We start from the raw sequence: 21,761 nt of genomic DNA on the forward strand, positions 1-21,761 counted from the left end.
TTGTCTAATCAGTAGACCGTTTCTTTAAAGTAGAAACCTGTGTCTAGTGGCCGATTGATTGGTTGAAGTACTTCAAGTTGCGCTAATAGATCATCCTTGATGTCCTCATATTCATCCCGATTTTCTACACATAAGTCTATTGCTTTTCGATAAATTTTGGTTACTTCAAGGAGATATTCAGACGATTTTAAAATTCCTTCGATCTTAAAGCTGTCAACGCCAGCATCAATCATTTCTTCCAATTCGTCGATAATACAAACATCATTCGGGCTCATAATATGTGTACCATTTTCATCTTCAAAAACCGGGTATTTATTGTTACGCTCTTTGTCAAATAAGAACATATCTTTTTCTTTTTTGCGGTTTTCGATTTCCATCACATTGCCTTGATATTCAAAATAGTTTCCAACTAGTGATCGCTTTGATTGGAACATACACATCATGCCATGTACTTGAACCTCAATTTCAACCTCGGCATTTTCTTTTATTTCAACAATTGCATCCATATTTAATTCACGAGCAAGCACGGCACGCTTTGCACCTTTTCTTCCCCAGTAATTACATGTATACCAGTTTGTCGCAGTCGTTTCAGTATTCCAGTGAAGCTTCATTTCCGGTGCAACCTCACGGACAGTCATTAGTACTGCTGGGTCCCCAAACACAATTGCATCTATTTTACTATCCCGTAAGAATGCGATATAGTCTGCTAACTCATCCACTTTTTCATTATGGTAAATGGCATTCATCGCAACATAGATTTTTGCATCGTGAGCATGGGCAATTTCAACCGCTTGAACGATTTTCTCTCGATTAAATTCCCCTGCAAGACGTAACCCATATCGTTGTTCACCTATTATAAACGCTGTTGCCCCAGCCTGTATCAATGGTTCAATATCTTCTACACATATAGGCGTGACCAGAAGTTCTGGTTTCTTCATTCCTTAACACCTCTTCTTTTACTTAATGCAACCCCATCCCCTACGGGTAAGATGGTCGTTTGATAATCTGGGTGTGCGAGGAGCCACTCGTTATACGATTTAATCTTTGTTACGAGATTTCGAATTCTTTTATTCTCGATTTCTTCCTCCGCCACAAGCCCTTTAAATAGTACATTATCAGTGACAATTAAGCCATCCTTTGAAAGACATTTTTCATAGATGTCAAAAAAATGTCGATATTGGCCTTTTGCTGCATCAATAAAAATACAATCAAATTCACCATGTTTTTTTATTTCGTCTGCAACTTCTAGAGCATCTCCAAAAATCACTTCTATTTGGGAGCTTGTACCAGTCCGTTCAATGTTTTCAACGGCTTTTTCATATCGTTCTGCGTCCCTCTCAAGAGATACGATTTTAGTTCCAGGTAGTGCCTGTGCCATCCGTATTGCAGAATAACCAATCGCAGTACCAATCTCGAGAATTTGCTTTGGTTGAGATATTCGCAGTATTTGAAGCATTGTTTCAATGCCTACTAGTTCCATAATTGGTACATTATTTTCTTTAGCATAATGTTCAATTTCTTCAACGATTTCGTTCCTTTTTGGAAGCAGGGCTTCTAAATATTGGGTTATTTTACTTGATAACAAGAAAAAAACCTCCATTTCAATATGGTGGTGTCGGATATAATATAGTTTTTTTGTTTTTGTATGATAATAATTTTGCAAAGTTTATTTTATCATAAAAGAAAAGGGAACGCCATATTGCGTTCCCTGGAAACGTTACTCTTGTTGATTCGTAATATATTGTGCTTTTTTTGCATTATGTTCTTCCAATGTCTTCGAGTAATATACTTCCCCTGTTGGGGCTGCTAGGAAGTATAGAAAATCTGTTTCAGCAGGGTTTAGTGCCGCTGATAAAGATGATTCTCCGGCATTGGCAATCGGACCTGGTGTTAAACCTTTAATTTTATACGTGTTAAACGGTGAATTCACTTCAAGATGATCGTATAGTACGCGCTTCTTATGCTCTCCTAATGCATAAAGAACAGTCGGGTCTGTTTGAAGTGGCATATCAGTATCTAAACGATTATAAAACACGCTAGAAATTGTCTCACGATCTGTTTGTGCTGTCGCTTCTTCCTCTATTAATGAAGCCATGGTTAATAGTTTATGAGTTGAATCAATATACTTATTTCCTTCCATAAGCCCTACATATTTTACGAGAATTTTTTCCGTTTGATCTAGCATTGTTTCGACAATTGATTCAATTGACGGCTTTTTCTCGAAAAACGGATAGGTAGCAGGGAATAAATATCCTTCAAGGGGATGCTTAATATCCTCGTTTAATATTTCTTCCGTTAAGATGCTTGGATATTTACTGATTAGATTACGAACATACTCAGTATCATCCATTTTATTGATGACTTCCTCTTTTGTATAGCCTGTTTGTTCAGCAATAATTGTTGCAATTTCCTCAAGCTGTTTTCCTTCTGGGATTACCATTTTAAAAACAGGTTCACCCATGAAAATTCCGGATTTCAAACTTTCAATAATTTCATCAAAGTTCATAGATTGATTAAGTGTATATTCCCCAGCCTGAAAACCAGATTCATTTTTAAACTTTGTGTAGTAACGAAATACCTTTGCATTTTTTACAACTTCATGTTCCTCAAGAATACGGGCGATTGCTGATGGTGATGAACCGATTGGGATAGTAACCTCGACAGGTTCTTTGTTTGTAGGGTCTACTGGCTCAAGTGCTGATTTTATATATAAATAGCCTCCGCCGATTATTCCAGATATAGCTACTAGTAATATGATAAAAATGATGAATACGATCTTACGGATTGTTTTGGCTTCACTATGCCGTTCTTGCAGATTCTTTTTGTATAACTCTTTTTTCGAATCGTTATCTGACATCTATTGTAAATCCTCCCCTCACTCGAATTATTATACTACATTTTTTTATCTAATTCGTCAATTTTAGGAAAGAATTCACTAGAATTTTGTAGTTTTTTCTAAAAAATCTAGTTGTTTTTAAGTAGTTGAGGGCTATATGGGGAGATGTTTTTGGGAAAAAGAAAAAACAGCGCGCGGCTGTTTTATTCTTCTCCTTCTTCATCAAGGAATGTATTTAACATTTCTTCAACTAGATCCCATTCTTCTTCTGTTTCAATAGGTTGAAGTTCTCCATCTTCTCCATCCTCAGATGGGCTAAAGCTTGATGCGTGAATCTCGATATCTTCTTCATCCTCATTTTCATCACTAACTGGATAATATAGGACATAAGACTTTCCAAATTCTTCTGACTCGAATGTAAATAATACTTCACAAAGAATTTCATTTCCTTGTTCATCAATTACCGTTATTTGCTTTTCACCATGTTCCATGTAAATCCACCTCATTAATTTTTACTATCTAGATACCCCTGAAGAATCATGACCGCGGCCATTTTATCGATTACTTGCTTTCTCTTTTTTCGACTTACATCTGCGGATAATAAGACTCGTTCGGCTGCTACTGTTGAAAGACGCTCGTCCCATAAAACAACCGGCAATCCAAATTTCTCATTAACCATATTAGCAAAATGCTGACTGGCCTCGCCACGAGGTCCAATTGTCCCATTCATATTTTTCGGTAAACCGATAACAACCGATTCTACCTCATAATCCTTGATGATTTCGCCAAGGCGTTCTAAACCAAACTGCTGACGTTCTTCATTGATCTTAATTGTTTCAATGCCTTGAGCAGTCCAGCCCATTTCATCACTGACGGCGACACCGACTGTTTTTGAGCCGACGTCTAAACCGAGAATCCTCATTCGTTTTACCCCTCACGATGGATCTTTAAGTATGATTTAACTAGCTCCTCAATTATTTCATCTCGTTCAAGCTTGCGGATAATATTCCTCGCGTCATTATGACGTGGAATATATGCAGGGTCTCCAGATAATAAATATCCAACAATTTGATTGATTGGATTATATCCTTTTTCTTGAAGAGCATCATAGACATTGAATAATACTTCATTTACATTTGTTTCAACTGGTTCCTCTGGAAAGTTGAATTTCATTGTTTTATCAAATGAGCTCAAGTTCTGCACCTCACTCTTTAGATTCTGATGTTTGAATCCGGGCATGTAAATCTTACCATTCATTGTACACTAATCACAACTAAATAGAAACAAGAAGTGACAATTTGTATCATCCTTACACCTAGGATGATACAAATTTGTTGATTTTTAGATATTTTTTACCCATTCTTCTACAAATTGCAATGCTGATTCAAGCTGGTCTGGATTTTTACCACCTGCTTGGGCCATATCCGGGCGGCCACCGCCACCACCGCCACATCGAGTTGCAACTTCCTTAATTAGTTTTCCAGCATGGAAGCCTTTTTCAATCAAGTCCTTTGTTACTCCTGCCGTTATGTTTACTTTATCATCGTTTACAGAACCTAAAACAATTACTGCTGAACCAAGCTTTTGTTTTAAATCATCAACCATTGCACGAAGATTATTCATATCTTGGGCATTTACCTTACTATATAAAACAGTTGCACCATTAATTTCTTTTGCTTTGTCGACAAGGCTACCTGCTTCAATATTGCCAAGCTTCGCTGAAAGTGATTCATTTTCACGATGTAAATTTCGAATTTCATGCTGTAATGCTTCAATTCTGCTTGAAACTTCAGCCGGCTTTGTCTTTAAAAGATTCGCCGCTTCGTGAAGCATTTTAACTTGGTCATTGATAACATGGTATGCTGCTTTACCAGTTACAGCTTCGATACGGCGTGTTCCTGCCCCAATACCTGATTCAGAAACAATCTTGAATAACCCAATTGTTGAAGTGTTTGGTACATGGCAACCACCACAAAGTTCCAAGCTATAGTCGCCAACCTGAACGACACGTACAATTTCACCATATTTCTCACCAAATAGTGCCATAGCCCCCATCGCTTTTGCTTCCGTTAGGGATTTATAATCTATATTTACAGGGATGCTGCTCCAAATTTTTTCATTCACAATTGATTCAATTTGCTCAAGCTCTTCAGGCTTAATTTGACCGAAATGTGAGAAGTCAAAGCGTAAACGATTGGAAGTTACGAGTGAACCCGCTTGGTTTACATGAACTCCAAGGACATCCTTTAATGCTTGATGTAAAAGATGTGTTGCCGTGTGGTTTTTAATAACCCCACCTCGGTTTTCTTGGTCAACCTTGGAATGTAGTTGGTCTCCTTTGGCTAGACTTCCTTTTTCAATCACAACACGGTGAAGATTTTGACCATTTGGTGCTTTCTGAACGTCTTTCACAATCAGCCTTGTTTTTACATTTTCAATGGTACCTTCATCAGCGATTTGTCCACCACTCTCGGCATAGAAAGGTGTTTTGTCTAAAATAAGTTGAATTTCTTCACCCTCATTTGCCTTCTCAACTACTTCTCCATCTTTTACGATTACAAGAACGGTTGATTGTGCTTCAAGTTCATCATAACCAACAAACGTACTTTCTACTTTTATTTCCCCAAGAACACCACTTTGGACTTGCATGGAATCGACATCTTGACGAGCAGATCTAGCTCTATCACGTTGGTTTTCCATTTCGCGTTCGAATCCATCGTGATCCACCTTCATGCCTTCTTCTTCAGCATATTCCTCTGTAAGTTCTACAGGGAAACCATACGTATCATACAAACGGAAAACATCAACACCTGCAATGGTGTCACTACCTTTTGCTTTTTCCTTTTGAATAACAGTAGATAAAATAGCTAGTCCATCATGTAATGTTTCATGGAAGCGTTCCTCTTCTGTTTTCACAACTTTTTGGATAAATTCTGTTTTTTCTTTGACTTCCGGATAAAAATCAACCATGATTTCGCCTACAACAGGAACAAGCTCATACATAAACGGGCGATTAATTGATATCTTTTTTGCGTAACGAACGGCACGTCTTAATAATCTTCGAATGACATAGCCTCTTCCTTCATTGGATGGAAGTGCTCCGTCACCTACCGCAAATGTAACTGTACGGATGTGGTCAGCAATAACCTTGAATGCCTCATCTTTTTCGTTTTCTTGACCATATTTTTCACCAGAAATGGACTCTGTTGCCTCAATAATTGGCATGAATAGGTCTGTGTCAAAATTGGTAGGCACATTTTGAATAACAGAGCACATTCTTTCAAGACCCATACCAGTATCAATATTTTTCTTAGGGAGTGGAGTATATGTACCGTCTGGGTTATGGTTAAATTGTGAGAACACAAGATTCCAGATTTCTAAATAACGTTCATTTTCTCCCCCTGGATATAATTCAGGATCATTCGGGTCATTCCCAAATTCGTCACCGCGGTCAAAGAATATTTCTGTGTTCGGACCACTTGGACCTTCACCAATATCCCAGAAGTTTCCTTCTAAACGAATAATGCGCTCTTCAGGAATTCCAATTTTTTCATTCCAAATTTTATGTGCCTCATCATCTTCTGGATGGATTGTAACGGAAAGTTTCTCAGGATCGAATCCAATCCAGTCTTTGCTTGTTAAGAATTCCCATGCCCACTCAATTGCTTCTTCTTTGAAATAATCACCAATTGAAAAGTTTCCAAGCATTTCAAAGAAAGTGTGATGTCTTGCTGTTTTCCCTACATTTTCAATATCATTTGTACGAATGGATTTCTGTGCATTACAAATCCTAGGGTTTGCGGGAATAACACGTCCATCGAAGTATTTTTTTAATGTAGCTACACCACTATTGATCCAAAGTAAAGATGGATCTTCATGTGGAACTAAAGAAGCACTTGGTTCAACAGCATGCCCCTTTGATTTAAAAAAATCTAAAAACATTTGTCGTACTTGAGCTGATGTTAATTGTTTCATTTCATAACCTCCAATATCATTTTAGACATAAAAAAATACTCTAATCCCTAAAAAACAGGGACGAGAGTATGCTCGCGGTACCACCCTGATTATGGACGTCAAAAAATAAGAAACGTCCATCACCTTCGTATATTGATAACGGTATTCACCGGTAGGTTTTCCTACACTCAGGAGTAGCGTTCTGTTACCCTTCATCCGAAATTCCTCTCAGCCATGGAAATTCCTCTCTGGTTCGATGGTCCTGTAACATACTGATTCCTTCATTGTTTTCGTTTGTAATACATCATTTCTTGTCAATTATATTCAAGTCAAAAATGTTTGTCAATCCTGGTGCTATTCCTTATTAATAACAGTAAAATGCTGCTTGGCATGGATGATAAATACCTTTAAAATAGCCACAACCGGAACGGCGACGATGAGTCCTACAACCCCACCTATTTCTCCACCTAATAAAAGTGCCGCAATAATTACAATGGGATGTAGTCGTAGGCTTTTTCCTACGATAATGGGCGACAGCAGGTTTCCTTCAATAAATTGAAGTCCGAAAACGACAATGATTACAATAATCACCATCTTCATTGATATTGTAGCGGCAATTATGACTGCAGGAATGGCACCAATAATCGGTCCAAAGTAAGGGATAATGTTTGTAACCCCAACAATACTTCCAAATAACAACGGATACTTCATTCCAGATATCCAAAAAGCCAAGGTCGCTGTTGCACCTACAAGCAGACATACGAAGAGCTGCCCTCTTATATAATTCCCCAATGACTCATCAACATCTCGAAAAAAAAGTTGCCCCGCTTTTCTAAGTTTTCTTGGAGTCATGTACCAAAGCGCTTTTATCATTTGGTCATGGTCCTTTAACAAATAAAAAACAATGAACGGAATGATTGCAATTATAAAAATGGAATTGAGAAGAGCTTTTAAAAAGTAAATCGTCCGCGAAAGCAGATAATCTACATAGTTTTCAACTGAATTTAGCAAATCATCAAGCTGCCCGTGAACAAAAGCTGGAAGCTGTGATGTTCCTGATTCGATTTCTTTTAACCACCCCCTGTACGTTTTACTGAATTCAGGAAAACTTTCGGCAAGATCCCTAAGCTGCCCAAGAATCACCGGTATTCCTTTATATATTCCGATTCCAATTCCTCCGAAAAAAAGGAAATAGATAAGCAAGATAGCAAGTGATTTCGGAAGCCCTCGATGGTTGAGTTTGTCTATAATCGGATGAAGCAAATAGGTGATAAAAACAGAGATGATAAAAGGAATTAAAAATGTTTTTAAGAGTGACACAATCGGGAGCCAGATCGGAGCCAATTTTAAAAAAATATAAATTGTCAAAAACGCTATTAATAATAGTGATATTCTAAAAATCCATTTGACTCGATTTTCATTCAACTGTTCTCACTCCCTCACTAGTAGTTTTTGGATTCTAAATGGTTTTATACAGACGAGCTGTTGGCAGATTGCATTGTAAAAATACTGATTTTTTTGTGAAATGATACCCGAAAGGATGTGATAGATTGATTATTAAGTCACGTGATAAAAACGTTGAACGAGAACTATTTCGATCTTAAAGGTCCGCGAAAAATTAGATGTAGAGGACGAAAACAATTTTACTTGGCCTTCTAAATGAATGCCTCATTTTAAACAACTTTTACTTGGGGGCACCCACTATACCGATAAACTCTTTTTTACGATATACGTACATAAATTCGGAAACGTTGGATATACCGAAAACCTTATTTTTGTATTTGTAAACCAAAAAACCCCACATCCGTGGGGTTTTTCATATTAAAACATTTTCGTAATGCGTTTACGCATTTTTTTCATGTTGCGGGCAGACATTACATCTGTTCTTTGCATAATTCCGTATGCCGCAGCACCTAGACCCATCGTGATTAGGGAAGTCATAGCTTTATTCATAACCTCTTCACTCCTTGTTTAGGATTACATACTGATCCTTCTATCGTCGTCAGCAAACAGATCATCCAACGAGCTGAGTGTGCCATCTTCCTCTACCTGATGTGTGAATATTTGTCCTTTGTTTATAGATAACTCGATAAAACATCCCCAGCAGTAATATTGGTTAACACCAATTTTACCGATATCTTTACTTTTACAATTTGGGCACTTCACAGGGTACACCTCACATCATGGAATTCCTAAGTTAAACATCAACGACGATGACATCTTCGCCAATTTTTAAAGGTTTCTCGGTTTTAACAACCTTTTTTCCTTCAGTAATATCAGCAAAAAAGCCATCCGTTACTTCATACCCTATAATCGTGCCCACTTCTTCTGAAAAATATACATCTTCAAGTAAGCCTAATTTTTGTCCTTCAGCAGACAATAATGGCTTTCGGAATAATCCATGATGGGTGTGTAAAAAATAAGTCGGTGTATCGGCCTCGTGATCTAGATGCTCAAGCATCTGCACATCCGAAACCATGATACCATCATCTCCTATGGCAGAGATGCTTTGGATGGGGACTACTCGATCTCGTTCAAATAGTCCTTTTCCTTTCATAATCAAGGCATTTACCTTACCATCTGATGTGATACAAAGATCAGCAACTCGACCGATTACCTCGGCAGAATTTTCATCATAAATCGGTAAATTCTTGAGAAGTGAGAATGTCCGCAAAGATAATCGCCACCTTCCGAACATTACTTATCATTTACTTTCAGGCATTTAGTCATACTGCACAAGAGTTACCAAAAGAAAAAAGCCGGGGTTCTCCCGACTTTTATTCAGCCTCCAAAAAATCATAAGGCGATATGCCCGCCATTCCGATATTCGGATCTGTTTGAAAAAGCATATCATAATAGGACAAAGCCTCTTTAGGCTCTGAAACAGACTCTGTGCCACCTTCCATGATACCAAAGGTTGCTTTTAATTTTTCGCATAAGGTGGTTTGGCGGTTTGTATCATTCGCACGTTGAACACCTTGGCGTAAGGCATCATCTTCACCACAAAGAATTAAAAAGTTTTTAGCTCTTGTAATGGCTGTGTAGATCAAATTTCGGCGTAACATTCGATAATACCCTTTAACAATCGGTAAGATAACGATTGGAAATTCACTACCTTGTGATTTATGGATCGAACAACAATAAGCATGTGTGATTTGATTCAAGTCTTGTTTTGTATAGGTAACTTCATTTCCTTCAAAATTGACTACAACCATGTCCTGTTTTTCTGTATTTTCTTTTGCATAAAAAATTGATTCAATTTCACCGATATCTCCATTAAACACATTATTTTCAGGCTGGTTAACTAATTGGAGAACCTTATCGCCCCTGCGGTAAGTAATATCTCCGTATTTTAATTCCCGCTTCCCATGTACTGGTGGATTGAAAAGCTCTTGCAGCATGACATTTAAACTGTCGATCCCAGCAGCACCACGATACATGGGTGCCAAAACTTGAATGTCCCTGACAGAGTAACCCTTCTTTTTCGCATTGTCAGAAACCTGTCTGACAACCTCGAGAACCTGATTTTGATAACATTTTATAAAGGACCGGTCTTTTTTAGGCGCTGAAATATCCTGTGGCAGATTGCCTTTTTTAATTTCGTGAGCTAATTCGATTATCGAAGAGCCTTCAGATTGTCGATAAATATCTGTCAAACGTACTGTTGGTAAAACGTCTGAAGCCAATAAATCCTTTAGAACTTGTCCAGGACCGACCGATGGCAACTGGTCTTCATCCCCTACTAAAATGACTTGAACATGCTCTGGTAGTGATTTAAATAACTGATTGGCTAACCAAATATCCACCATTGAAACTTCATCGACGATCAACAATTTACCATTAATGGGGTTGTCTTCATCATGGCTAAAACCTTCAACTCCGTTCCATCCTAACAACCTGTGAATGGTGACAGCTGGAAGTCCGGTTGATTCACTCATTCTTTTTGCCGCTCGACCAGTTGGTGCAACTAAAACAACAGGAAAAGGATTTTCAGAATTATAATCCTTCGGGTCCAATGAGCATCCATGCAACTCCCCGTATAATTCAACAATTCCTTTAATGACGGTTGTTTTTCCTGTACCTGGACCTCCTGTTAGCAGTAGCATTGGCGACATTAAGGCTTTTTGAATGGCATCTTTTTGTGAAGGTGCATATTGGACTTTAATTCTTTCTTCAAGTGCACCTAGTGCTAATAAAAATTCTGACTCTGGAAAAATATCCTCGTATTCGGTTTGTTCCATAATCCGCTTAATATTGGTGACGAGTCCTTTTTCTGAAAAATAAAGGGACGGAAGGTAGACCTTGTCCTCTTCTATGACAAGTTTGCTTTCTTCGGTTAAGTTAATCATTTCCTTTGAAATATCGGTCGCAATGACTTCTTCTCGGGAATTTTGCTCTAATAATTGTTGGACACGCGTGATTAAATCTTCGACTGTCAGATAGACGTGTCCATCTTGCAATGAATCTTGTTCAAGTATGTATAAACAACCCGCTTTAATTCGATCCGGGTGGTTTCCGGAGATTCCTAACTGACGTCCTAGTTCATCGGCTCTTCCAAACCCGACTCCTTCTATATCCTCGACTAATTTATAGGGACTATGTTGAAGAATTTCAAGGGTCTGCTCTTTATACATTTGGTAAATTTTCATCGAAAGCTGAGGACCAAATCCATATTGGGAAAGGCCAATCATAATTTGTTCAAGACCTTGGTGTTCTTGAAGGGTATCGTATATCTCCTTCGCTTTGTCCGCTGAGAGCTTATCAACCTCCTGCAAGATGGCTGGATTCGCAATAATTTTTGATATTGCTCCTTCTCCAAGAGTTTCAACAATTTTTTCCGCCGTCTTTTTCCCGATTCCTTTAAAAAGATCACTTGAAAGATACTGGACGATGCCTTGTTTTGTGTGGGGAATTTCTTTTTGGAATTGGTCAACGTGAAACTGGATCCCAAATCGTGGATGCTCTTTTAAGCGGCCAAAAAAGATGTAGGTTTCATTTTCATGAATGCGAGGGAAATACCCCGTAACAACTGCTTCTTTTTCATGATAATCTTCATTTGTCTCTTGAAGCCTGATACGAACAACAGAATATAAATTTTGCTCATTATGAAATATGGTAACTAAATGAGTACCCTTCATGTATTTACGTTGTTCATTAAATAAATCTAAAGATTCCTGTTGTTCCACAAGTATTCCCTCCCTATCATTTATTCGCTTAATGCTTCACTAACAATTTTCTTTCCATTTGCAGCCAACATATGGTCTGGTTGAATTTCCAATGCTTTTTCAAACATGTTGAGTGCTTTTTCATAATCATTTTTAAAGCCAGCATAAGCCACTCCTAAGTTATAATAAGCATCTGAATGTTCTGGCTCTAGTTCGATGACACGATTAAATGTTTTAATAGCTTCATCAATTACAGATTCTCCCGCTAAGCAAAGTCCGTATTGGAATAAAGCATCTACGTCATTTTCGTTAAGCTCAACTGCTCGTTTCATATAAGGCAATGCAAGCTTTGGTTGACCTAACTGATTCAAAGTCATACCGAGCATAAAATAGGTATCACTATTGTCGACTCCCGCTTTTAGAGCTTTTTCGAACATATCCTTTGCCTTGATAAAATCATCCTGGTTGTAAAGAAGGCTACCAATTCCGTAATAAGCAGTTCCCATTCCCTCATTAAGCTCTAGTGCTTTGGTAAAAAAAGCAATAGCTCTTTCGGGATCTCCAACTGCTGATAAAAGGTTACCGAAATTTATATAGTAAATGGGCTCTTTCGGATTTTCCTCAATAGCTTGTGCAAAGCATTTTGCTGCTTCCTCGTATTTTCCCTCTTGCATATATTCAATACCTTGTTTATTTAAATCCAATGATATTCAACTCCAATTAACTTTTGTGCAGTTCATATTATAACACAGGAAAACCCCAACCCTAAATATAGAGTTGAGGTTTGAATGAAGTTTAACTTTATCCAACATATGTTAGACGTTCGCCATTTTTAAAGACTTTATCAATCGTTGCACCACCAAGGCATTCGTCCCCATTATAAAAGACAACAGCTTGTCCAGGTGTAACCGCTCGAATCGGCTCGTCGAAAATTACTTTTACTGTATTTTCGTCGACCTTTTGTACTGTTACGGCATTATCCTGTTGGCGATAACGGAATTTCGCTGTACATTTAACATCTTGCTCAGGTTTGTTATCTGATACCCAGCTGACATTGGTAGCTAAGATGGAATCAGAATAGAGATATTCATTATGGAAGCCTTGGTCAACATAAAGAATATTCTTCTTAAGGTCTTTACCAATGGCAAACCATGGTTCACCGCTTCCGCCAATGCCTAAGCCATGACGTTGTCCAATTGTATAATACATTAAACCATCATGTTTTCCCTTAACTTCTCCTGAAAAGGTCACCATATCACCCGGTTGAGCCGGCAAGTAATTCCCTAAGAATTCTTTAAAATTACGTTCACCGATAAAGCAAATTCCCGTACTATCTTTTTTTGTAGCGGTGGCTAAGTTTGCTTTTTTCGCTAGTTCTCGTACTTTTGGCTTTTCAATATTTCCAATTGGAAACATTACTTTTGAAAGCTGTTCCTGGGTTAGTTGATTTAAAAAATAGGTTTGATCCTTATTTTCATCGACTCCACGGAGCATTTTATATTCTCCGTCTCTATATTCAACACGAGCATAATGCCCAGTCGCTAAATAATCCGCACCAAGTGTTAAGGCATGCTCTAAAAAGGCTTTGAATTTGATTTCTTTGTTACACATGACATCTGGATTTGGTGTTCTGCCTGCTTTATATTCGTCTAAAAAGTAGGTGAACACTTTATCCCAATATTGCTTTTCAAAATTGACCGCATAATAAGGAATACCGATTTGATTGCAGACTCGGATTACATCCTCATAGTCTTCAGTTGCTGTACATACGCCATTTTCATCGGTATCGTCCCAGTTTTTCATAAAAATCCCGATGACATCATAGCCCTGCTCCTTTAATAAAAGTGCTGCAACAGATGAGTCTACTCCACCAGACATCCCAACTACTACACGGGTATCTTTTGGATCTTTCATGTTTCCACCTCCTCTAAAGAGTTAATCGTTTGACAATTTTTGCTGTTTCTAATGCAGCCGTTCTTATGTCCTCAATGGTGTTTCCGAGACCGAAGCTAAAACGAATTGAAGAAGTGATTCGATCAGAATCCTTTCCGAACATGGCTACAAGTACATGTGATGGGTCAATCGAACCCGCCGTACAAGCAGACCCGCTTGATGCGGCAATTCCTGCCAAATCAAGGTTGACCAGCATGGACTCAACATTCGTTCCAGGAAAATAAATATTTAATACATGTGGCAATGACTTTGATAAATCGCCATTAACTTCAAAACTTACATCTTGTTCCTTTAAGACAGAAACAAAAGTCTGTTTAAATTCCTGATATAACGATTTTTTTTCACTCATCGTTCGTTTTGCTAATTGAACAGCAGTTTGTAAGCCGGTGATTCCTGCAACATTTTCCGTTCCAGCACGACGTTTCTTTTCTTGTTCGCCCCCAAATAATAATGGCGCCACTTTATTACCTTCCCTCATAAATAAAAATCCGGTTCCTTTCGGACCGTTGATTTTATGAGCTGAAACGGAGAGAAGGTCAATTTTGTACTCATTTACATCTATATCAACCAGTCCATATGCTTGGACGGCATCTGTATGAAATACTGCCTGATGGTCTTGAAGAAGTTCGCCAATTTCCTTAATCGGTTGAAGTGCACCAACTTCATTGTTGCCAAACATAATTGTTACAAGAATGGTTTCTGGAGTTAGGGCTGCTTCAACATCACTAACAGAAATAAGTCCAGCCTCATTAACCGGCAAATACGTTACAGTATAGCCTTGTTTTTCGAGATGTTCACAAGTATGAAGGACAGCGTGATGTTCAATAGCAGACGTAATAATATGTTTGCCTTTTCCTTGCATCGCAAAGGCCGTTCCCATTATCGCTAAATTATCGGCTTCGGTACCACCACTTGTAAAAACAATCTCATTTGGCTTTGCATGGATGCTTTCGGCAATTGATTGTCTTGCTTCATCAACGGCATGTCGACCTTTTCGACCGAAATAATGAATGCTTGATGGATTGCCAAAAATCTCAGTCATGTATGGAAGCATACTCTCCACAACATCAGGGTGCATGGGGGATGTAGCTGCATGATCTAAATAAATATGTTGCATCAATGCGCCCTCCTTTTTTTAAAAAGTACCTATGATTATGCCATGTTTTTATTAAATATAAAACATATATGCATCATTGCCATCGCTATAGCTTGCGAGGTCTTCAAGTGTTGTACTGTCTAACACTTCTTTAACAGCGTCTCTTATTCTTATCCATAATTCCCTTTTAGCTGGCTCTTCATCCTCTAAAACCTCTACCGGGCTAATAGGTCCCTCAAGGACGAGAATAACGTCACCCGCTGTAATTTTGGTTGGTTCGTCCCCAAGAACGTAGCCTCCATAAGCTCCGCGAATGCTTTTTACCAGGCCTGCATTGCGTAAAGGAGAAATTAATTGTTCTAAATAATGCTCAGATAGCTCATGTTTTGCTGCAATCGATTTTAATGAGATCGGTCCTTTTCCATGATTCTTTGCAAGTTCAATCATGATTGTCAGACCATATCTGCCTTTTGTTGATATTTTCATTACATTTACACCCCTAATTACTAAAATGATTCGCTTCAATCACTGGTGCTTTATCCAGTTTGCGTTTTAATCCATCATGCATTTTCTGACATTGTGGCAATGCAAAACCTGCGATGTACCCAATTCCTACACAATATACTAAGGTTCCTACGAAAACAGGACCACCTAACAACCAACCAATTGTTAATACAGTAATTTCCATTCCTAAACGAATATATTGCACTTTCCACTTAGAAATTTCAGTTAATGCTAACATCAAACTATCCCTTGGGCCTGCACCTACCTTTGCGGAAATATAAATTCCCATTCCGTAGCCATTAATAAGGAGCCCTAACAGCAACATCATAATTTTCCCGGTAAAGGTTTCAGGTGTAACGAGGAACGGAACCATCATGAACATATCTATAAAAATACCCACCGATATCATATTTAAAAAAGCACCGATTTGAGGCAGTCGCTTTAATAAAAATGAGGAAAGAAACAAAATAAAAAAGCCGACAATGATCGACCAGGTACCAATGGTAAGACCAATTTGTTTATAAAGTCCGATATGCAAAACGTCCCAAGGGGATGCCCCAAGATCTGCTTTGATAATCATGACAATCCCCAATGACATAATTAACAAGCCGATAAAAAAAGTTGACCATTTCAACATTGGGTGGTCTAAGCTAGTCTGAACTCGCATTCTCTCACTCCGTCTCTCGTGTCGCTACTTGCTGTATATATCTCTCTAATTACTCTAAACTCACGACATTATATCATAAATTGCATTGTATTTGAATTTATCAATCGCAAAACGTATGATAAAGTTGGAGTATCGACTCTGACTGTTTAGATAAGGGGATGAATCATTTGCTTTTTGAATCACTTATCGAAGCACCTTTATCGTATCGAATGCGCCCGAGACATATTGAAGAAATTCTTGGACAAAAGCATATTATCGGTAAAGACACGGCTTTATATAAAATGATTATGAATGGACATGTTCCCTCGATCTTACTCTATGGGGAACCCGGTATTGGAAAAACATCGATCGCAACTGCAATTGCCGGAACTGTTGATATGCCCTTTATCTCAATTAACGCCACAACAGCAGGAAAAAAGGATATCGAGGATGCTGTTTCGACTGCTAAGGCGGAAGGGAAATTGATTTTGTTTATCGATGAGGTCCATCGTTTTAACAAAGCACAACAGGATTATCTACTTCCACATGTGGAGCGAGGTCTCGTTTCGTTAATTGGGGCGACAACTGAAAATCCATTTCATGATGTAAACCCAGCGATTCGCAGTAGATGTGGACAAATTAAAGAGCTTCGTCCTTTAACAAAAGAGGATATAAAGGAATTAATTCAACGTGCACTTAAAGATTCAGAACGTGGTCTTGGGCATTTGCAAATTTCAATTAGCGAGGAAGCAATTGACCTAATTTCATCTTCTACAAAGGGTGATGCAAGGTCTGCGATGAATGTTCTAGAAGATGTCGTGTTAGCTTCTAAAACCAGAGATAGTGACGAGGTTGAAGTAGATATAGAGCTCGTAAAGGAATGTGTAGAAAATAAGGGTTTCTCCCACGACAAAGACGGGGATCTTCACTATTCATTATTATCCTGCCTTCAAAAGAGCATCCGGGGTAGCGATGTTAACGCTGCTCTGCATTATTTAGCAAGATTGATTGAAGGTGGAGATTTAGTATCGATTTGTAGAAGATTAACCGTTATTGCCTATGAAGATATTTCAATTGCTGCACCTGAAGTTGGAGTGCATACGGTAGCGGCTTGTCAGGCGGTTGAGCGACTAGGCTTGCCTGAAGCACGAATCCCACTGGCAAACGTCGTGATTGAACAGTGTTTGTCACCAAAAACAAACAGTGCGTATAAATCTCTTGATAAGGCGATTGAAGATATTCGAAAAGGAAATATCGGAGAGATCCCTGATCACCTCCGTGATGCGCATTATAGTGGAGCGAAAGTGCTTGGACATGGGATAGGATATCTTTACCCACACGATTACCCGAATGGCTGGGTAAAGCAGCAGTACTTACCAGACCTTTTGAAAAACAGAAAATACTTTAAACCAAAAGAAAATGGACAAGAAAAATATTTTTCAAAAGTATATGACCGGCTTGAACAACTCCAAAAAGAGGGGGAGAAGTAGACTTTACTATTTCTTCCCCCTTTTGTTTTATGCAGCTACATCACGTTTCGTAAAGACAAACCACGTAAGTGCATTAAAAATGACAAAATAGATGATTAACATGATGATCGAAAATTGCATTGTCATTCCCTCAACTAATACATATCCAGTGAGGTATTGAGATAAATCTGTATTCGCAAATAGGATATATTTTGCCCAATCGAACTTCATAGCCAGGAGAGCTGTTGCATTTACACCTGCAAACATTAGGAAGATCGCTAATCCAATGGCAAGTCCACTATTCCTAAAAATGGTGGAAATCATAAAAGCAAATGTTGACATCATGATTAAGTTTATCGATTTTAATCCAAAGATCCCTAAAATATGAGAAACCATATGAACCTCTTGTACTGCACCATCTCTATAAACAAGATGAGGAGTTGAACCGTCAAACCCAAAGAATATACTTCCTATTAAAAATGATGTAACAAAAAGTAGAACCAAGGAGAATAACGCAAATAAGATAGTTGCCAAATATTTTGATAGAAGAATCTTTGATCTTGATACAGGTCGGATTAACAATAATTTAATCGTTCCCCATGTAAATTCAGATGCAACACTGCTTGCACCGACAACAATTGTAAATAAGGTGATTAACGAAACAATTTCCGCAGCATATCCCATATAGGTCCAAATCGACTTAGAATTGGTGGTTGGAGCTATTTCATGTTCAAGGCGATATTCATTAATAGCAAGTTCTTTTTCAAAGGTATCCCTTGCTAACTTTGGATAATCTTCATTCTCAATATTTGCTTTCAACATTTCGCTGTCTTGTTGTACACTCTGTTTCCAATTTTCATCTACAGAATCTGGAGCTGTTGCGTTCGTGAAAATGCCGACAACTAGTGCTGCTCCAATCAGAATTATTAACATGATCCATGTTGAAACTCGACGGTAAATTTTCATATTTTCATTTTGAATAAGTTTGAAGATATTACCCAATTCCACTACCCCCTGTTACCTCTAAGAATCGATCTTCTAGTGATTTCGAAAGCTGCATAATTCCATAGACCTGAATCTCATTTTTTACAAGACTAGCATTTATCTTTGGAATCATTTCCTGATCCGTTAGAATCTCGATTCCTTTTTCTGTTTGTATTACTTCAAGCGCTGGGTATTCAGTTGATAGAATTGATAATGCTTTTTCTACATCATCCACTTGAAATTGAACCCGAATACTTGCTTCTTCGCTCACGAATTCCGTAACCTTCTGGACACCCACTAAGCTACCATTTTGAATGATTCCAATACGGTCACACATCATTTCCATTTCAGAAAGTAAGTGACTGGATACAATAACAGCAAGTCCTTCTTCTCTCGCAAGCTTCCTGACATAATCTCGAACCTCTCGAATACCTGCAGGGTCCAACCCATTTGTTGGTTCATCCAAAATCAAAATGGACGGGCTATGCAAGAGTGCTTGCGCAACTCCTAAGCGCTGTCTCATTCCTAGTGAATATGTTTTCACCTTATCATGAATTCTTTTTTCCAGCCCAACTAATTTTGTTACCTCAAGAATTCTTTCTTTTGTCACCCCTTTTACCATCCGAGCATAATGAAGAAGGTTTTGATAGCCTGTTAAAAACTTATACATTTCCGGGTTTTCAACAATACCTCCGATATGCTGTACAGCTTGTTCAAAATTCTTTGCAATATTTGTCCCTTTTATTATGACTTCGCCATCTGTAATAGACATGAGTCCAACTAGCATTCGAATAGTAGTGGTTTTTCCGGCACCATTTGGTCCTAAAAAGCCAAAAACTTCTCCTGGATATACATCAAAGGTGATTCCCTTAATAATATCTTTTCTACCAATTGTCTTTTTAACATTTTTCAATTGTAAAACTGGTTGCACATTTTCTCCTCCTTACAGTTTGTGAGATTTGAATTTACTTAAATCTCATTCACATCTTCTGGATTATGCGATATTACTACCTACGTATTATAAATGAAAAAGTTCCCATTTTTTTAGGTTATGAGAAAACTTCACATACTCTTTACATTGCAAATCACAGTCATAATACGCCTTTAGCTGTAATTTTATTTTCTCAAAACTATTAATGTATAAAACAAATTTAACGTGGTCATGCTAGATATAAAGAAAAAATCTATCATTTAAATTTAATAGGGAGTTGGTATTATGAAAGTGAGACAAGATGCATGGTCACATGAGGATGATCTCTTATTAGCAGAAACAGTTTTACGCTACATTCGTGAAGGTGGGACACAATTAGCCGCATTCGATGAAGTCGGTGATAAATTAAATCGTACATCAGCAGCATGTGGGTTCCGATGGAATGCAGAAGTTCGCAATAATTATGAGCAAGCCATTGCAATTGCGAAAAAGCAAAGAAAAGAAAGAAAACGTGCACTTGAAAGAATGAACAAAGATAATGAACAAGCAATTGAAAAACCAGTAATGACAGAAACATTTAAAGAGGAAACACCTGCACCACAATACGTGGAAGAGATTTCGGCCGAGTTAATCCCATCGTCAAACTCCATTACACTTGATGATTGTATTTCTTTCTTGTCTTCCGTACGCAGTCATGATCTTCTTTCAAATCAATTGGAGATGGAGAATAATCGTCTACGTCGAGAAAATGAATCTTTAAAGCAGCAAACAAAAGAGCTTGAAAAGAAGCTTGAAAAATTATCTGACCAACAGACTATCATTCAAGAAGACTACCAAGCACTTGTGCAAATTATGGATCGTGCAAGACGCCTAGTCATGTTCGAAGATTCAGAAGACCGTAACTCTCCAGCTTTTCGGATGGACAAAAACGGAAACCTGGAGCAATTGGCAAAATAAAAACGTGGCCTCCTGGCCACGTTTTTTTATTCGTCCTTTACTCTTTTGATCTTAATGTCTTTTAGCAATTCGCGAACAACATAACTTGCCATAATCAGTCCACAAGCAGATGGTACAAATGCATTTGAAGATGGCGGCATTTTCGCCTTTCGAATTTTAGCATTTTCATCCGTGATTTCTTGACGAATATCTTCCCGAATCACAATTGGACTTTCATCAGAAAATACGACAGGGATTCCTTTGCGAATTCCTTCTTTTCGTAATTTCGTACGAATCACCTTTGCGATTGGATCGGTATGTGTTTTGGAAATATCCGTAATCATAAAACGTGTTGGATCCATTTTATTTGCAGCACCCATACTTGAGATGATTGGAATATTTCGTTTTAGGCATTCTTTCATAAGATGAATTTTATACATAATTGTGTCTGAAGCATCAATGACAAAGTCTAAGTCATAGCTAAAAAATTCCTCATATGTTTCTTCTGTATAAAACATTTTAAGTGCAATTACTTCACAATCAGGGTTTATGTCAGCAATTCGTTCTTTCATAATGTCTACTTTTGACTGACCAACTGTAGAAAGTAAAGCAGGTAATTGTCGATTAATATTTGTGATATCAACATTGTCCTTATCAACAAGTATCAAGCGTCCTACTCCTGAACGCGCAAGCGCCTCGACTGAGAAGGAACCAACCCCACCTACTCCAAGAATAGCCACTGTACTATTCTTAAGGATCTCTACGCCAGTTTTTCCTATTGCTAATTCATTTCTTGAAAATTGGTGTAACATCTCTTCAACTCCATCGGGTATCAAAAAATAAAAGTTTCCTGTATTTTAACCAGAATAAGAATATAACATACTCCGCCTAAATTCAAGAATTTCTATATGAAATTAAGTATTTTTTTAAATGAATTTTCCTAAAAAAGTTAAAAAAACCCTGTTTACAAATAAGTAAACAGGGATTCGTTTATTTATGAGGTAAATCTGTAGAAGTCCCAATCGTGCCGTCGATGCCTTAGTTTTGAACCCGCTCTCCGCAGGTGGGCACCCTGTTTCGACTTTTGTAAGTCCTCTTTTAGCGAAAGATGAGGCATTTACGCACGTACGAAAACTCCGGGCTCCCGTATAAACTATTGTTCGGTCAAAACAATAGGTTATACGACAAACACATCAGGACTTCTAACTTAGAGGATGTTCAAAAAGTCCGGTGAAAATGACACATCGAATTTCTTCGTTGGCTTGCTTTTCCGTTCCTCACGTATTA

General features: G+C 38.0%; 22 protein-coding genes, 1 other RNA gene and 1 other annotated feature. Of the genes, 2 read left to right on the forward strand and 21 right to left on the reverse strand.

Annotated features, from left to right (window positions below):
- Positions 1-8 precede the first annotated feature (8 nt).
- The 17 genes from RGU12_RS16145 to RGU12_RS16225 form a co-directional block, all read right to left on the reverse strand.
- Positions 9-938: a peptidase U32 family protein gene (locus RGU12_RS16145; protein WP_309536979.1), complete on the reverse strand. Its 930-nt coding sequence runs from the start codon at positions 936-938 to the stop codon at positions 9-11.
- Entirely contained in the window at positions 935-1,585 is a 651-nt protein-coding gene (locus tag RGU12_RS16150; protein ID WP_309536980.1) for an O-methyltransferase, read from the reverse strand. Before RGU12_RS16150 ends, RGU12_RS16145 begins: the two co-directional genes overlap by 4 nt.
- Positions 1,586-1,717: 132 nt before the next feature.
- Positions 1,718-2,857, reverse strand: a complete 1,140-nt coding sequence (mltG, locus tag RGU12_RS16155; RefSeq protein WP_309536981.1) for an endolytic transglycosylase MltG — start codon at positions 2,855-2,857, stop codon at positions 1,718-1,720.
- Positions 2,858-3,039: 182 nt separating this feature from the next.
- Positions 3,040-3,327: a DUF1292 domain-containing protein gene (locus RGU12_RS16160; protein WP_116351582.1), complete on the reverse strand. Its 288-nt coding sequence runs from the start codon at positions 3,325-3,327 to the stop codon at positions 3,040-3,042.
- Between the two features lie 14 nt (positions 3,328-3,341).
- A complete protein-coding gene (ruvX, locus tag RGU12_RS16165) occupies positions 3,342-3,758 on the reverse strand; it encodes a Holliday junction resolvase RuvX (RefSeq protein WP_116351583.1) in 417 nt (138 codons plus the stop codon).
- A 5-nt stretch (positions 3,759-3,763) separates the two neighbouring features.
- Complete coding sequence (locus tag RGU12_RS16170; protein ID WP_010678229.1) at positions 3,764-4,030, reverse strand: IreB family regulatory phosphoprotein; 267 nt, start codon at positions 4,028-4,030, stop codon at positions 3,764-3,766.
- Between the two features lie 147 nt (positions 4,031-4,177).
- Complete coding sequence (alaS, locus tag RGU12_RS16175; protein WP_309536982.1) at positions 4,178-6,811, reverse strand: alanine--tRNA ligase; 2,634 nt, start codon at positions 6,809-6,811, stop codon at positions 4,178-4,180.
- Positions 6,812-6,864: 53 nt separating this feature from the next.
- Positions 6,865-7,084, reverse strand: a binding site (T-box leader).
- Positions 7,085-7,144: 60 nt separating this feature from the next.
- On the reverse strand, positions 7,145-8,215 hold the full coding sequence (locus RGU12_RS16180) for an AI-2E family transporter (RefSeq protein WP_309536983.1): 1,071 nt from the start codon (positions 8,213-8,215) through the stop codon (positions 7,145-7,147).
- Between the two features lie 396 nt (positions 8,216-8,611).
- Positions 8,612-8,743, reverse strand: coding sequence for a YrzQ family protein (locus RGU12_RS16185; RefSeq protein ID WP_099352165.1), 132 nt, complete (start codon positions 8,741-8,743; stop codon positions 8,612-8,614).
- A gap of 24 nt (positions 8,744-8,767) precedes the next feature.
- Entirely contained in the window at positions 8,768-8,956 is a 189-nt protein-coding gene (locus RGU12_RS16190; protein WP_116351588.1) for a YrzR-like zinc ribbon domain, read from the reverse strand.
- Between the two features lie 31 nt (positions 8,957-8,987).
- The gene (locus tag RGU12_RS16195) at positions 8,988-9,464 is read right to left on the reverse strand and encodes a PRC-barrel domain-containing protein (RefSeq protein ID WP_116351589.1); all 477 of its coding nucleotides are present in this window, start codon (positions 9,462-9,464) and stop codon (positions 8,988-8,990) included.
- Positions 9,465-9,567: 103 nt separating this feature from the next.
- Positions 9,568-11,976 carry an SF1B family DNA helicase RecD2 gene (gene recD2 / locus RGU12_RS16200; RefSeq protein WP_309536984.1) on the reverse strand — a complete coding sequence of 803 codons (2,409 nt, stop codon included), beginning with the start codon at positions 11,974-11,976 and terminating at the stop codon, positions 9,568-9,570.
- Positions 11,977-11,996: 20 nt separating this feature from the next.
- Positions 11,997-12,659 carry a tetratricopeptide repeat protein gene (locus RGU12_RS16205; protein ID WP_309536985.1) on the reverse strand — a complete coding sequence of 221 codons (663 nt, stop codon included), beginning with the start codon at positions 12,657-12,659 and terminating at the stop codon, positions 11,997-11,999.
- A gap of 97 nt (positions 12,660-12,756) precedes the next feature.
- Positions 12,757-13,869, reverse strand: coding sequence for a tRNA 2-thiouridine(34) synthase MnmA (mnmA, locus tag RGU12_RS16210; RefSeq protein ID WP_309536986.1), 1,113 nt, complete (start codon positions 13,867-13,869; stop codon positions 12,757-12,759).
- Between the two features lie 13 nt (positions 13,870-13,882).
- The gene (locus tag RGU12_RS16215; RefSeq protein WP_309536987.1) at positions 13,883-15,025 is read right to left on the reverse strand and encodes a cysteine desulfurase family protein; all 1,143 of its coding nucleotides are present in this window, start codon (positions 15,023-15,025) and stop codon (positions 13,883-13,885) included.
- Between the two features lie 51 nt (positions 15,026-15,076).
- Positions 15,077-15,490 (reverse strand): cysteine metabolism transcriptional regulator CymR, encoded by a 414-nt coding sequence (gene cymR / locus RGU12_RS16220; protein WP_136377673.1) that lies wholly within the window; start codon positions 15,488-15,490, stop codon positions 15,077-15,079.
- Between the two features lie 13 nt (positions 15,491-15,503).
- Positions 15,504-16,175: a YczE/YyaS/YitT family protein gene (locus RGU12_RS16225; protein ID WP_309536988.1), complete on the reverse strand. Its 672-nt coding sequence runs from the start codon at positions 16,173-16,175 to the stop codon at positions 15,504-15,506.
- Positions 16,176-16,342: 167 nt separating this feature from the next.
- On the opposite strand from RGU12_RS16225, the gene RGU12_RS16230 reads away from it, so the two are divergent.
- A complete protein-coding gene (locus tag RGU12_RS16230) occupies positions 16,343-17,644 on the forward strand; it encodes a replication-associated recombination protein A (protein ID WP_396232373.1) in 1,302 nt (433 codons plus the stop codon).
- A gap of 27 nt (positions 17,645-17,671) precedes the next feature.
- On the opposite strand, the gene RGU12_RS16235 is transcribed toward RGU12_RS16230, so the two are convergent.
- Together RGU12_RS16235 and RGU12_RS16240 are read right to left on the reverse strand one after the other, a co-directional pair.
- Positions 17,672-18,616 (reverse strand): ABC transporter permease, encoded by a 945-nt coding sequence (locus RGU12_RS16235; protein ID WP_396232403.1) that lies wholly within the window; start codon positions 18,614-18,616, stop codon positions 17,672-17,674.
- A 1-nt stretch (position 18,617) separates the two neighbouring features.
- The gene (locus RGU12_RS16240) at positions 18,618-19,538 is read right to left on the reverse strand and encodes an ABC transporter ATP-binding protein (protein WP_309536990.1); all 921 of its coding nucleotides are present in this window, start codon (positions 19,536-19,538) and stop codon (positions 18,618-18,620) included.
- Between the two features lie 285 nt (positions 19,539-19,823).
- Between RGU12_RS16240 and RGU12_RS16245 the strand changes: the two genes are divergently transcribed.
- The gene (locus RGU12_RS16245) at positions 19,824-20,495 is read left to right on the forward strand and encodes an RsfA family transcriptional regulator (protein WP_309536991.1); all 672 of its coding nucleotides are present in this window, start codon (positions 19,824-19,826) and stop codon (positions 20,493-20,495) included.
- Positions 20,496-20,521: 26 nt separating this feature from the next.
- On the opposite strand, the gene RGU12_RS16250 is transcribed toward RGU12_RS16245, so the two are convergent.
- Both RGU12_RS16250 and ssrS read right to left on the reverse strand, forming a co-directional pair.
- A complete protein-coding gene (locus tag RGU12_RS16250; protein WP_309536992.1) occupies positions 20,522-21,286 on the reverse strand; it encodes a tRNA threonylcarbamoyladenosine dehydratase in 765 nt (254 codons plus the stop codon).
- Positions 21,287-21,485: 199 nt separating this feature from the next.
- Positions 21,486-21,677, reverse strand: a non-coding RNA gene (ssrS, locus tag RGU12_RS16255) — 6S RNA.
- Between the last annotated feature and the right edge of the window lie 84 nt (positions 21,678-21,761).

This window comes from Ferdinandcohnia sp. QZ13, from assembly GCF_031324165.1.
Classification (GTDB): Bacteria; Bacillota; Bacilli; order Bacillales; family Bacillaceae_L; genus Ferdinandcohnia.